At 55.3% G+C, this 13,634-nt stretch carries 11 protein-coding genes and 1 pseudogene; 5 read left to right on the forward strand and 7 right to left on the reverse strand.

From position 1 onward, the window contains the following. The first annotated feature begins 5 nt into the window (after positions 1 to 5). A complete protein-coding gene (locus tag RYH70_RS16420; protein ID WP_082823873.1) occupies positions 6 to 1,562 on the forward strand; it encodes a TnsD family Tn7-like transposition protein in 1,557 nt (518 codons plus the stop codon). Then, the gene (locus tag RYH70_RS16425; RefSeq protein ID WP_055099016.1) at positions 1,507 to 3,162 is read left to right on the forward strand and encodes a Tn7-like element transposition protein TnsE; all 1,656 of its coding nucleotides are present in this window, start codon (positions 1,507 to 1,509) and stop codon (positions 3,160 to 3,162) included. The genes RYH70_RS16420 and RYH70_RS16425 overlap by 56 nt, the downstream gene beginning before the upstream one ends. Before the next feature lie 126 nt (positions 3,163 to 3,288). Here the strand turns inward: RYH70_RS16425 and RYH70_RS16430 are convergent. The 6 genes and pseudogenes from RYH70_RS16430 to RYH70_RS16455 all read right to left on the reverse strand — a co-directional run. Continuing rightward, positions 3,289 to 3,748, reverse strand: a pseudogene (locus RYH70_RS16430) (transposase); the annotation flags it as partial. A gap of 19 nt (positions 3,749 to 3,767) precedes the next feature. Next, positions 3,768 to 4,928 (reverse strand): acyl-CoA dehydrogenase family protein, encoded by a 1,161-nt coding sequence (locus RYH70_RS16435; RefSeq protein ID WP_055099017.1) that lies wholly within the window; start codon positions 4,926 to 4,928, stop codon positions 3,768 to 3,770. Positions 4,929 to 4,933: 5 nt separating this feature from the next. Further along, positions 4,934 to 5,710 carry an enoyl-CoA hydratase/isomerase family protein gene (locus RYH70_RS16440; protein ID WP_055099018.1) on the reverse strand — a complete coding sequence of 259 codons (777 nt, stop codon included), beginning with the start codon at positions 5,708 to 5,710 and terminating at the stop codon, positions 4,934 to 4,936. Continuing rightward, positions 5,710 to 7,377 carry a long-chain-fatty-acid--CoA ligase gene (locus RYH70_RS16445; protein WP_063141481.1) on the reverse strand — a complete coding sequence of 556 codons (1,668 nt, stop codon included), beginning with the start codon at positions 7,375 to 7,377 and terminating at the stop codon, positions 5,710 to 5,712. Before RYH70_RS16445 ends, RYH70_RS16440 begins: the two co-directional genes overlap by 1 nt. Before the next feature lie 10 nt (positions 7,378 to 7,387). Continuing rightward, the gene (locus tag RYH70_RS16450) at positions 7,388 to 8,563 is read right to left on the reverse strand and encodes a thiolase family protein (RefSeq protein ID WP_055098787.1); all 1,176 of its coding nucleotides are present in this window, start codon (positions 8,561 to 8,563) and stop codon (positions 7,388 to 7,390) included. Beyond that, on the reverse strand, positions 8,556 to 9,431 hold the full coding sequence (locus RYH70_RS16455; RefSeq protein ID WP_216636263.1) for a CoA transferase: 876 nt from the start codon (positions 9,429 to 9,431) through the stop codon (positions 8,556 to 8,558). The genes RYH70_RS16450 and RYH70_RS16455 overlap by 8 nt, the downstream gene beginning before the upstream one ends. A 200-nt stretch (positions 9,432 to 9,631) precedes the next feature. Here RYH70_RS16455 and RYH70_RS16460 point away from each other — a divergent pair, with 200 nt between their 5' ends. The 3 genes from RYH70_RS16460 to RYH70_RS16470 all read left to right on the forward strand — a co-directional run bounded on the left by RYH70_RS16460 (position 9,632) and on the right by RYH70_RS16470 (position 12,626). Continuing rightward, positions 9,632 to 10,243 carry a TetR/AcrR family transcriptional regulator gene (locus tag RYH70_RS16460; protein WP_055098788.1) on the forward strand — a complete coding sequence of 204 codons (612 nt, stop codon included), beginning with the start codon at positions 9,632 to 9,634 and terminating at the stop codon, positions 10,241 to 10,243. Between the two features lie 128 nt (positions 10,244 to 10,371). Beyond that, positions 10,372 to 11,253 (forward strand): lipid A deacylase LpxR family protein, encoded by an 882-nt coding sequence (locus tag RYH70_RS16465; RefSeq protein WP_216636261.1) that lies wholly within the window; start codon positions 10,372 to 10,374, stop codon positions 11,251 to 11,253. Between the two features lie 71 nt (positions 11,254 to 11,324). Then, positions 11,325 to 12,626, forward strand: coding sequence for an IS1380 family transposase (locus RYH70_RS16470; protein ID WP_055098785.1), 1,302 nt, complete (start codon positions 11,325 to 11,327; stop codon positions 12,624 to 12,626). 317 nt (positions 12,627 to 12,943) lie between these two features. Here RYH70_RS16470 and RYH70_RS16475 read toward each other — a convergent pair whose 3' ends face one another. Then, entirely contained in the window at positions 12,944 to 13,600 is a 657-nt protein-coding gene (locus RYH70_RS16475) for a TetR/AcrR family transcriptional regulator (RefSeq protein ID WP_253825212.1), read from the reverse strand. Positions 13,601 to 13,634 lie beyond the last annotated feature (34 nt).

Genomic DNA, 13,634 nt, shown 5'->3' on the forward strand with positions numbered 1-13,634 from the left:
CTGCCATGTTGAACTTCCCGATTCCGTACCCTGAAGAGCTGATATATAGCACCGTGGCCAGGGCAGGTATTCGGAAAGGAATTGTCAGCCCCAAGGAATTACTGACCGAAATTTATGGCAACCACAATGTTATTGCAACGCTGGATTTGCCCAATCAATTGTCGAGGATTTCTCGGTGGCTGCCCCCTGATTATAGCGTTGAAGTGATTGCCTACTGCCACACTCTATTCCCCTTGTATGCCCCGTTTATCCCGGAAGAACGCCGAAAACGGTGCCTGGCATGGATGGCTGGAGAATCTCGAGGTGCGGTCCACCTGGCGATGGGTGTCGCTGCATCGCTTGTGAAAGTGCCTGGCCGTGTTCGATATTGTCCCGGGTGCCTCAAAGAGCAACAACGTACCTATGGAGAGTATTTCTGGAAGCGGGAGTGGCAGATAGCCGGAGTGGACTGTTGTGAGAAGCACGGCGAACTCTTACATACGGCCATTACCCGCCCCTTAGTCGATCAGCACCGCTACCATGACGCCTCGCCAGCCACTTGTCCGATATTCCCTCAAAAACCTGCTCGTAACGAATCAAAGATGGTTCTGACTCAGGGCAGGGAGCTATTGGAACAGCGACCGGCCATTTCACCGAGTTATGACCAGTGGTCTTCTCACTACCACCGATTGGCTCAACAGTCTGGTTTTATTCGCGGCCAGGTTCACATTGACCATGCCGCCATTGCCAAGTCTGTTTCAGATCACTGGCCTGCGAGGTTTTTGCGCCGATATGGTTTGGGGATAGATCGGAATTCGGATTACTGCTGGCTACGAGCGATTTTCCGGAAGCACCGGAAATCCTTTAGCTATCTGCAGCACATCGTTGTTCACCAAGCGTTGATCCCTGAGTGCTGGTCTATTACCGATGTTATTGAGGGTGTCAGAGAGTTGCCCTTGCCCGCACCTCCAGAATCATTAGAGTCAACCGGAGAGGCACACATTGGGTCTAAAGATGGTTTGACGCCAGATCAGAACGACTGGATTAAAATGCTGGCAGACCGGTCACCGAAAAAGGCCCGTGTGGCGGCCCCGGCACTTTACGCCCGGTTGTATCGGTACGATCGATTGTGGCTGAAGCAGGTCAATCAAGCTCAACCACGAACACAGGTTCTTAAAAGAAAACCGAGAATTGATTGGCGGCAGCGGGACCGGCATTATTTAACCAAACTGCGGGAAATTCTCAGGTTTTTGCGTGCGGCCCCACGCGGCCCCCGGCATTCACAAACGTATTTGCTGAAACAACTGGGTAAGCTCTCCACGCTGGAAAAGGCACTCAATCGGTTGCCGCGAACCCGGCGACTGCTGGCACGTTATACCGAAAGCGTTCCCGAATACCAGGTACGGCGGCTGAGAAATGCTTGGTGGGAATTAAAGCAGGAGTTTCAGTACCCACCACGTTGGCGTTTGATCCGTATCGCCGGGCTAAGTGAAACACGACTTACAGACCAAGCACGGAAATACCTGCATGGCCTCGAAGAAAACGAAGAAGACACCAACGTTCATGGGAATCAAGGACAATAGCCAGGTTAAAGAAATCGGCTCAATGGTTCGTGATCTGCGAAATCCAAACTGGTACATCGAGGTGAAGCTGGATCCGGCCCAAGACAAGGAAAAGTTTGGCTTATCGCAGCTGGGTCTGATACCGAGGCGACGTGTATTAAATGTGACACACGCCGGAGCCTCCAAGGTCGCCGGTTATGAAAAGGGCTTAAAGATAAACAGTACCAGCACCTGGTCACATTGCCGGATAGCCGACTGTCCAATAGTCAACATTCGTAGGCAGGGAGACCGGCAACAATGGTGTTTTAGCTTTAAAGCCGGCGATACACAGTTTTTCCTGCCACAAATAGAACTGGCCCGGGCTCTTTTTTTCCATTCGGCCTATCTGAACCGCCTGGCATTGAATCCAAATGGACTAGACGAGGAGTTCGACGTTCAGATGGGTGAGAACCCGAATAGGGCAGAGATACATATCTTGCCAAGTAGTTCTCTGCCCATGTTAGTGCGAGGTAACCCCAGCCAACGCAGAATTCTGGCGTGGCTGTTGTTGAATAAAGAGGTCCGGAACTCGTTTCAAAGCATCGCCCAATACCAGCTGACAGAGGGCGAGATTAGGAATGGGCGCCGGTACTGGCCGTTCCGTTTTGATCCCCCTCCTTTGGAAAAGGTGAAAATGAAGGTGCGAGGTCAGTACGTCAAAGAATCCGAGCTTTTCTTCGTGTATGAAATCCACAGCCTTACAAACCTGAGTAGCCAGATCCCGAGAGAGATTGAGTTCATTGATCCGAAATTCACTGAGCAAAAAACAGGGAAAAAAGGAAATTCTATAGAAAGGAGGAGATCGGATGGCCCGCCTGAGATTAATGATGACGAGATGCCAACCACGGATGCAGAGGAGTATGTTCTGGACGTCCCAGAAGTAGAATTGGAGTTCTCCGAACCTGCTTATACCACCCGCAAGTCTTCGGATGGCAGACGCCGGTCTGGCACCAGTAAGGGACAATCAGAGGAAGGCCTTGATGATTCGACTAATAGCCAAACGGATGTCAGTACTGATGAGCCAACCGTTCGGGGAGAGATACCAGCCGGCGTTCCTGATGGCATTGATGACCAAAGTGACGATTCACATCTATTCACCCGCAAATTTGAAGCATTTATTGCCATGAGCAACCTATTGGAAATCAAAGGTTGCCGAATCGTGGCTGAAGAATTGATTCCGCTACCGGCGTTGAAAGGACACTCGAAACATCGACTGCCAGATGGTAACCCAAGATACTTGCTTTACCGTGTGTTCAGATATAAGAACCAGAATTATGCATTGGTGGAGGTTGATACCGTAGGCTCTGAAGCAAGACTCTCGACACTGCTTCTGAAGCAACCATCCGGAAAATACGATTGGCACCCAAAGCTTTCGACTATGGGCTGGTCGTTGGTGAAGACTTCCTTACGTTGGCCCACCAATAAGAGGCTTGAAAAGGACTTTCCTGCCGGGTTTCGTCGAGTTCCTCATCAACAAAACATCCAATCAAGACTGGGCCGAAAAGACACCGCTACACTGAGCCATTGGATGGGCCGGCTCTATTCTGCACTTGCTGATTTACATACTACTCAGTTGCTCTAGGTACACTAGTGTGCGGTTCGGTTAATTCGCGCGCTTATTATCGATTAAGCTCAGCTTTGCCCGCGCCGCCGATGTCATAATAGCATCGGCGCTTTTATGCCACCGGAATGGCTTGGCCAGTTCTTCGTTCTTGCTGCACCGCTCTCCGAGGTCTTTCAGATCCAGGGTGATGTTCCGGTAACCGTACACGCCACCACTTTCGAGCCAGGCCTGTTTGATCAACCCAACCAGTCGACGATTGGCCTTGGCGCGGGGGCTTTCAGGGCTATGCAGCCAAGCATAGAAACCACTGAAGTGGACCTTCAGCACGCGGCACATGACCCGGACCCGGAACTCCTTCTGGTGAGCCCTGATGAAGCGATACTTTCCTCGGACTCCTTGGCAAAGAACGCGGCGGCCTTTAATATGTCGCGCTCCTCGGTCACCCGGCGCAGTTCGGCCCGCAGTTGACGAAGCTCATCCTGCTGCTCCGTGATGTGCTGGTGCTGGCTTCCCGGATCCCCATACAACTTGATCCACTTGTACAAACTGCCGGATGTGATCCCAGCCTCCGGGACACGTCGGAGACGTTGTAGCCGTGCTCGATAGGATGCTAACAGGTTCCGTCAAAGTGATCGTCCGATCAGCTCCTTCATGATCTCGTTGGTGCCACCGTAGATTTTTTGCACCCGCGCAGCGGCGTACATCTGCGCGATTGGATACTCCATCAAATAACCATAGCCGCCGAACACTTGCAGACAACGGTCGATGATGGCGACCTGCTTGTCGGTACCGAGCAACTTAGCCATTGAAGCGGTGGCAGGGTCGAGATCACCGTCCATGTAGCGCTGGACGCAGTGATCCATAAAGGTTTTCGCGGCCAAGACCTCGGTCTTGCACTCGGCAAGCACGAAGCGCGTGTTCTGAAAATCCAGGATTGGCTTGCCAAACGCCGTCCGTACCTTGGCATACTTGATCGCCTCCAAGACTGCGGCTTCGGCCATCGCGACACCGGCAATCCCGATAATCAAGCGCTCACGGGGTAGCTGTTCCATCAACTGGAAGAAGCCCTGGCCTTCTTTGCCACCAAGCAAATTCTCCGCGGGTACGCGCATGTCGATGAAGGCAAGCTCGCGCGTGTCCTGGCCGTGTTGCCCAACCTTCTGCAGCACCCGTCCGCGCTCATAGCCCTCGACCTTGTCCACCTCGACCACGAATAATGAAATACCACGGGCGCCTTCTGACGTGTCAGTCTTAGCCACCACAACCATCAGGTCAGCGTGGGTGGCGTTCGAGATGAACGTCTTTGACCCATTGATCACGTAGTGATCACCGTCGCGGATCGCGGTCGTACGCACTGCCTGCAAATCCGAACCCGTGCCGGGCTCGGTCATAGCGATGCCAATCACCTTATCACCGTTCGCCATTGCCGGAATCCAGCGTTGCTTCTGAGCCTCTGTTGCATAAGCCGCTATGTAATGGGCGACGATGGTCGAGTGTACGCTGAATCCGAACGCAGTGTCTCGGGCCAGCGCCAGCTCCTCTTGGACCACGGCCTCGTGGCCGAAGTTGCCACCACCACCACCGTACTCATCGGGCAGGCCAGTACACAATAAACCAGCAGCGCCGCTTTTGTTCCATAACTCACGGTCAACCTGGTGCTGCTCAGCCCATCGCTCCTGGTTAGGCGTGACTTCGCGGGCGAAGAACTTGGCCGCTTGGTCGCGCAGCAACGTGTGGTCCTCGGCCTCCCAAGGTGCCTTATAATCGGGAAACAATTCGCTCATCGTGTTTACTTTCCTGTGTAGTGAGGTGCTCGCTTCGCCAGAAAGGCGGCCTGACCCTCGTGGCTGTCGGCTGAGTGGATTGCCAAATGAAAGTTCTGCTTTTCATACTTGAGACCTTGGCTGAGTGATGTCTCAAAGGCCTGCAACGCCGCGTCTTTGGCCAGCGCTACGGCCAGCGGCGAATTGGCGGCAATATGTCCAGCCATTGCAAGTGCTTGGTCAAGAGCCTCGCCCTCTGGGACCACACGGGCGACGATGCCATCGGCGCATGCGTCAGCCGCACTGATGTAATTCCCAGTTAGCAGCATGGTCATTGCCTTGGCTTTGCCTACCGCACTTACCAAACGCTGCGTGGCGCCGCCGCCGGGGATGACGCCGAGTTTAACCTCGGGCACCCCAAATTTCGCGGTTTCAGCTGCGATGACGATGTCACAGGCAAGGGCAAGCTCACAGCCCCCGCCCAGGGCTAGTCCCTCTATAGCCGCGATAACGGGCTTGGGAAAGCCTGCCAAGTCATCCCAGAACGTACCACCAAGGGCTTTGTGTGGGCCGATCAGCGCATCTTCACGAATACGGTCAAAGGCAGTGATGTCGGCTCCCGAGCAAAAGTTCCCAGCGGCACCGTGGATCACTACGGCACGCACACTGTCGTCGTACTGAAAAGTCACCAGCGCCTGTCCCAGTGCGCTTAAGACTTCTTCGTTAAGTGCATTGCGGGCTTCTGGCCGATTGAGTTCGAGGATAACGATGGATTCGTTGCGGCGAATATTGAGAATAGCCATCAGATGTCCTTGTAGATATCTTTATAAGTGGCGCGAATAGCCTTCTTGTCGAGCTTGCCGACGCTGGTGCGTGGCAACGTTTCAAGAAACAGGGCAGTATCTGGCAGCTGCCACTTGGCGAAATTGGGTGTTAGAACTTCGTGGATCTCGTCCAGCGGCAACTCGGTGCCGTCGTCGGTAACCAACAGGGCGACAGGGCGCTCCTGCCACTTGGGATGCTCAATGCCAACAACTGCGGCATCGCGGATGCGTGGGTGTGCGATCAGCGCATTTTCCATGTCGATGGAGGAGATCCACTCGCCGCCGCTCTTGATCACGTCTTTTAGACGATCGGTCAGCTTGAGGTAGCCGTGCTGGTCAATCGTGCCGACGTCACCGCTCCGCCAGTAGCCGTCGAGGAAGCGATCTCCATCGTCCTCAAGCTTATGATACTTCTCGATAATCCAAGGTCCTCTTAATAACACCTCGCCCTGGGAAATGCCGTCGAAGGGCACATCCTTACCGGCACCGTCAACAAGTCGGAAGTCGACGCCGGATACCATCAAGCCTTGGCAGCGCTTGCGGTTCCATGTTTGCTCGTCGCTCAACACTTCGCGCAGCGACGGTTTAAGCCCCTTGTTGACCGTGACCAGCGGGGTGGTCTCTGTGGCGCCATAGGCATGAATAATGTCGGCCCCGGTGAGATCATAAAAGCCACGCATCAAACTCAACGATGGCTCGGTGGCACCGCTCAGCAGCCTCGCACGGCTGAAGTCGGGTTTGTTGTCCAGTGTTCGGATGTACTCCAGCATCGGTGTAAAGATCGCTGGCGCACCGTTAGCTACAGTAACCTTTTCTTCTATCATTGCGTCGACCAAAACCGACGTATCCTCAGCGACGTAGCGGCCTGGCAGGACGACTTTAGCCATCGCCTGGACGGCGGCCTGCGGAAGACCCCAGCACTGACCGTGGAACATCGGCGTAATGAGCATGGCGGTGTCGTCACTGCTCATGCCGATCACACTGTCCATCGCCAAGGTGTGCAGATATATACCGCGGTGGGAATAGTAGATTCCCTTGGGCCTGCCAGTGGTGCCTGTTGTGTAGCAGGCACTGTAAGCCGACGTCTCGTCCACCATCGGCCAATCGATGTGTGTGTCTTCAGCCTGGAGCAGATCCTCGAAGTGATGCACGTTTGTGAGGGTGGTGTTGATCTGCGACAGCGGACGATCGGTCATCACGATCCAGCCTTTGACTTGAGGCACCAACGGTGCGAGCTTCTCTGCAATTGGCAGCAGAGATTCGTCAACTAAAATCCAGGACGCCTCACTGTGGTCGGTAACATAGCCTAGGTCTTCGGGCGCCAATCGAAGATTCATCTGCAGCATGACGGCAGCTAGGCCGGGGATCGCCCAATAGAGCTCGAAATGTCGACGACTATTCCAATCCAGGATGCCAACTACGTCCCCGGGGCCGACGCCGAGGCTGCGCAACGCGTTGGCCGCTTGACAGATCCGGAGGTAAGACTCTCCGTAGGTATACCGGTCCCAGCCGCCATCGGCGGTACGGTAGACGATTTCTTGTTCTGGATAAGTTCGGGCCGCGTGCCGAATCATCGTCGTTGTGTTGAGCTGGTAGCTGTCACCATGGGTGGAGGGACGGCCCTTAGTAATATATGTCGATTGCATATCTTTCTCCTCAGATGCGTTCAATTATTGTTGTGTTGGCAGTGCCATGGGCTTCACAGATAGTCTGTAAGCCCAACTTCTTCCCTGAGCGTTCAAGTTCACAAAGTAAATCAGTAAGCATACGGGCACCGGTTGAGCCCAGCGGGTGCCCGATTGCGACTGAGCCACCGTTGACATTGAGCTTGTCATCCGGAATATCGAATTCGCGCTGAAACATTAGCGGTACGCCTGCAAAAGCCTCGTTGACCTCGTACAGATCAATGTCCGCCGCGCTTAGTCCCGCTATTTTTAGTGCCTTGTGGGTAGCCTCAAGTATCGCGGTGAACTGGATCACGGGGTCCGCACCAGCGACTGACATAGCACGAAAGCGGGCGCGTGGTTTAAGGCCTGTTCGCTCAGCATATCCACGATCAGCGACCAGCAGTGCCGCCGCACCGTCGCTAACCTGAGATGCGTTCGCGGCCGTCGTGCGGCCATTTTTCGCAAAGACCGTCTTCAGGCTCGCCATCTTCTCCGTGTCGAGATGCTCGCGAATGCCTTCATCAGCGGTAATACATGGACCGTTGGGGTCTTGGGGATCGGCAGTGATTGGCACCATTTGTTTGACAAAAGCACCAGCCCTGGTAGCAGCGAGGGCCCGCTTATGACTTCGAACGCTGTAGGCATCAAGTTCCTCGCGACTAAGCCCAAAGCGATCGTTCATGAGTTCGGAACTTGGCCCCTGTGCCATAAGTCGACCGTCGTAGCGCTCCAGCTCAAGCGGTCCGTACTGCGGGCCGAGTGGCGCACCTGGCTGAAATGCTGACGGCATAGTCACCTGCGACATCGATTCAACCCCACCTGCGATCACCAGATCATAGCTACCAGCCATGACACCATGGGCGGCAAAGCTGACTGCCTGCTGTCCGGAACCACATTGGCGGTCCACAGTTACTGCCGGCACGGACTCGGGTAAGCCGGCGGAAAGCACGGCGTGGCGGGCGATGTTGGAGGACTGTTGATCGTGCTGCAGCACGCAGCCAGCGATCACGTCGTCGATTGTGGATGGATCAACGCCGCTGCGATCGACAAGATATCTTAGAGTGCAGCCGAGCAGGTCGGCAGGATGCCATTGGCTCAGTACTCCACCACGTCTGCCGACCGGGGTTCTTACGGCATCAACAATGACTGCTTCACGATTAATCATTTGTTACTCCGGAAGTAGGGGCCTTGACTTCGGCCAGAGGAATATCGAGTTCGCGACCGATCGCTTCCCAGTCGCTTGTCGTCCGTGTTTTGAAAGTGGACTCGAGCTCCTCAATCGTACGACCGATATGCTCTGTAACCCGGGCGGCGAAGTGGGGCTCGAGCGCACCGAGAGCGACATAGCCGTCCAAAGTGGGATAAATGCGGTAGGTGGGTAACGCTCCCCCCAGAGGCGTTGCAGGCCCCATCAGACCGTGGCGAACTGCGGCACCTGCCATCTGAGCGGCATGGTCAAGTACTATCTTGTAGTGGCCACCCCTACCAACGCGCGTTCGACTCAGGAGTCCCGCGACCGCAGCAGAGACCGCACGCTCAGCCCCCAGCAAGTCCGCCACCGGAACGAGTGGCATGGTCGGCGGGCACAACGTGCCGTGTGCAGCCTGATAGGTCAGATCGTGCCCGGGAACTTCAGCCGCATCTCCGTCGTGGCCGACTATTTCGACGTGAACCAGAGCAGGATGAGTCTCGGAGAGTCGGTGCAGGTCAAGACGACTTAACGCAGACGGACGCATGGCCGTTATTAGGGCATCAGCCTCTGCAAGGTAATCATCGAGACGGCCTCGCTGCTCGGACTGCTTTAGATCCAGGACAACGATCTCTTGATCAGCCACAAGCTCGTTGTACCAAGCTCGGGCCACTGCAGCAAGCGGATCACCAGCTGGGGGCTCAATTTTGGTGACCTGTGCACCCATGCTAGCCAGTTGCGCGGCCGCGATGGGGCCTGGCAAGTTGGAGGCGAGCGAGACGACCCGAATCCCGGCCAGTGGTTCCGGTGAGGAAGCGCTCATTAAAGCAACCGATTTCATCATTCTGACCTGTCGAACGCATCAAGGCTATACTTATGTATAGCATAATATACGAAGGTACAATGTCAACGTTTCTGGTAACCTTATACGTCCCGACAGATCGTGGCTGCTTAGCGTACAAAGCCAACCCCAGCGTGATACTCCGGTCGTGTTCGAGGAACTACGCAGACTCAGCTATGCACAGGAGTTAGATAGTGAAGAAAATGGTGGGAGGATCCCCTAAATTGAATAGCGACTTGACTGCGAAGGCACGCATCCGCAATGCGGCATTAGCCCTGTATGCGAACTACGGAGAGGACGCAACCTCGATGCGTGCCATTGCCGACGCGGCGGGTGTAACGGTTGGTTTGGTGGTGCACCACTTTAGAACTAAGGACGGACTGCGCGAGGCTATCGAGCAACAAATTGTGGATTTGTTCTTCGGCGCGATCGCGCAAGTCCCCCTCGAAGGAACCACGGCGGAGATTGCAGCTGCTCGTGACGAAGCGGTCGCGGACATGCTCTCTGATAACCCAGCGGTAGTCGGTTACCTCAGGCGGGCTTTGCTCGATCCCATGGGACACCGCGGTCGTATTCTGGAGATGCTAACCGATCTCACTGCCAAACAAGTGGCGACTTTGCGCAATGTCGGCGTTGCGTCGAAGGCACACCGTGACTCAAGTCAAGTAATCGGCGTCATGATTCGCCAGCTCGGGCAGCTCTTTCTTCAACCCATGGTCGATTCTATGTGGAATCAATTGGCTGGACCGAACGCGGCTGAAGATGACAAGCCGCACTTGGTGGTCAAGGTTCAGGAGGCTGAAATAGAAAGATAGGTGCCATACTGGTAATCCGCTTGCCTTTGGTTTTGCTCAAGAGCGTTATTAGGGTCGGCTATTTGCTATTTCGCCTAGCGGAAATCCGTTAACATCAATTTGCAACCATACCTTATGGAGCCTCAATAGTGCCTGCACCAGCTTCGTTTGCCGCTTTTGGCTTGACCCTTGTGTTTCTGCCGCTCTCCGCCACAGCCGATATTTTCAACATCTCCTGGGATAATGATCTGTTTACCGGTAGCGATCGTGGCTACACCAACGGGATAGGCCTATCGTATTTGACATCATCAGCCGAAACCTCCGACACCGGCTCTGCCCGCCTGGCTGTTGCCGCCCGGGACCATCTCTCCTTTCTACCCGGAGTTGGCTCAAACAGCCGTGACCATGCATTGAGCTTCAACCTGCAACAGTTGATGGTAACTCCAGAGGACCTCAGCCGGACAGAGCCTCAATTCAATGATATCCCTTACGCTGGTTACCTCTCAGTGGGCGCCACGCTCTGGAGCTGGGACGCCGAAAGGATAACAGGGTTTGGTGCCCACATCGGGGTCGTTGGCCCCGAAAGTGGGGCTGAAGCCAGCCAGAAGTTGGTGCACAAAATCACCGGGAGCGAGCCCCCCAAAGGCTGGGAGAATCAACTTGGGACCGATGTCGTTGGTGGTCTGACGGCGGAACATGGACGCAAACTGTGGCAGTTCGGGCAGCCCGACGGCCTTGAACAACAGTTTTCAGCCGTTGGGTCCGGGCGACTTTCCAGTTTTCAAACGTCTGCGTCGGTTGGCGCCATCTGGCGAATCGGCCGCCACCTGTCGGACAATTTTATTCCGGATTATGCCGGCAGTTCCTCTACCATCGCGTTGCCGGGATCTTTTAGCCGCTCAAGGACCGCCTGGTCAGTCTTCGTAGGGCTGGGGGTTGAGTACATTTCCTATTCCTATCTGGCAGACAATTCCGGACCTTACCGGTTCAGTGAGAGCCCCCTTCTAGCCCGGATTTCTCATAGCGGATAAAAGAAAGCGGCTGAAAGTGTTATGATTTCAAGCTCCTACACACAAAACCATCACCAACAGCCGCTTCCAGAATGGTACCTGAAAAACTGACCTTCTCGCCACTCGCACGCCGCCAGATTGAAGCCGATTTCTCCGGTGGCCACATCACGTCCGATGCCGGATTACTGCTGCTCCGTGAAGTCGACAAGCAGCATCGACTGACTCGTCGCCTGGCCTCAGTACTACAAGATCCACGGACACCGGAATTGATCCAGCATAAACTGAACACCATGGTTTGCCAGCGGGTGTTCGGCGTGGCTGCCGGCTATGAAGATTTGAATGATCACGAAGCCCTGCGCTTTGACCAGGCCCTGCAAACGGCGTTGGGCCAGGACGACGATCTGGCCGGCAAATCCACGCTATGCCGGATGGAACAACGGGCGGATCGGCAGGCCGTGGTGCAGGCCCACGAAACGCTCTGGCACCACTTTATTGAACAGCATGACGAACCGCCGAAGGAGATCGTGCTGGACTTTGATGGTACCGATATTCCGGTCCACGGCGAGCAGCCGGGCAAGTTCTTCAACGGCTACTACGACCACCACTGCTACTTCCCGTTGTACGTGTTCTGTGGCCGCCACCTGCTGGTCAGTTATCTGCGCACCAGCAACCGCAGTGACAGCCGCCACAGCTGGGCCATCCTGGCACTGCTGGTGCGGTTCATCCGACAGTATTGGCCGGATACCCCCATCGTGTTCCGTGGCGACAGTGGTTTTTATCGCCCCCGGATCCTGAGCTGGTGCGATCGGAACAACGTCGATTACATCGTCGGCATCAGCAAGAACAGCCGCCTGCTCAGAGAAGTGGATGTGCCCATGATGCTGGTTCGTCAGGCGCACCGGCAAACCGAGGAGAAAGTGGCCGAGACGTTCCGCTTCCAGTATCAGGCCAAGTCCTGGAAATACCCTCGCTGGGTGGTGGCCCGCCTGGAAGAAGGCGAACTGGGCTCCAATCCCCGGTTTATCATCAGCTCTCGTTACGATGACGGCTTCAAGCTCTACTACGAGCAATACTGTGCCCGGGGTGACATGGAAAACCGGATCAAGGACCAGCAACTGAGCCTGTTTGCCGACCGCACCTCCAGTACCCACTGGTGGACCAACCAGTGGCGGCTAATCCTGTCGGGCTTTGCCTACACCTTGTTCGAGCGACTACGCACCTACCTGAAGAAAACGCCCTTCGAGCGGATGAGTGCCAGCACCCTGCGACTCAAACTGATCAAGGTTGGTGCCGTTATTATCCGTAATACCCGGCGAGTTCGCGTGCTGATGAGTGACGGCTACCCCTACAAGGATGAACTCTCGGCCCTGGTTAGACGACTGGTGCCGAACTGAATGCCCGGGCTCCCCCGGCCCGACGCAATGGGGGTAAGGGGGCGGTGTGTCTGGATGACCGGCATTGATCGATAATCAGGCAATCATGGCTGAAGCAGAGCCGGTATGGCGGTCATGCGCCCAGTCTGAGAGGATTGGCGACAACCTATGAGAAATCCGGGCTAGGCCAGATTGGAGTCGGCGCGACCAGACAATGGAACAACCTGCAACTGGCGCTGGTTTTTCGAGCCACAACGGGGGAAAAACAGCGCAACCAGAAGAATTTCAGCTTTGGTACGCTTTCTTTCAGTTGGGCTTTGTAGTCCCTGATCTAACCGCTATCTCTGCACACTTTTACTGATCACACCGTCTATGGCGATCTGCCAGATTAAATCACCGATGGCATCAAGAGAATGGGTCCCGCTCGGGTCGAACCAGGTTGCAACCCAGTTGAGCGCCCCAAGGCCGATCAGGCGGAGCAAACGGCTGTTGACACCCTTCGGGATCACCCCCTGCTCAATCATGGTTTCTAGGATCTCGGACCACAAGGTCTCATACTGGTCACGCAGTTCGATAATCTCCTCGCGCGACTCGGGGCCCAGCGCCCGCCACTCAAACAGCAGTACATAAACCGCATCCGAATCTACCAACAGGGCCCGCAAATGCGCATTGATGCACAGACGCAATCGCTCAACCGGGTCATCCGAGCTGGCGTAAGCCGACCCGACCTCTGCGGTAACCAGGCCAACTCCCCGGCGCATCAGCTCAACGAGGAGTGCTTCTTTGGTGCTGTAGCGATAATACAGGCTCCCGGGGAGCATATTGCAGGCCTCGGCAATTTCCTTGAGTGAGGTCTTCTCAAATCCTTTCTCACGAAAAAGCCGAGCCGCGTGAGACAAAACATCGCTCTGATAGCCTGATTTGCCCGTGCGTATATTGTGTCCGTCAACCATGGCTATCCCATCCCCTAAGTAAGCCAGTTTGTAATCCGTCATAGTACCACCAGGCTCACCGCGCCAACTTGACGTG

The sequence above is a fragment of the Alloalcanivorax xenomutans genome (assembly GCF_032810065.1).
GTDB lineage: Bacteria > Pseudomonadota > Gammaproteobacteria > Pseudomonadales > Alcanivoracaceae > Alloalcanivorax > Alloalcanivorax xenomutans.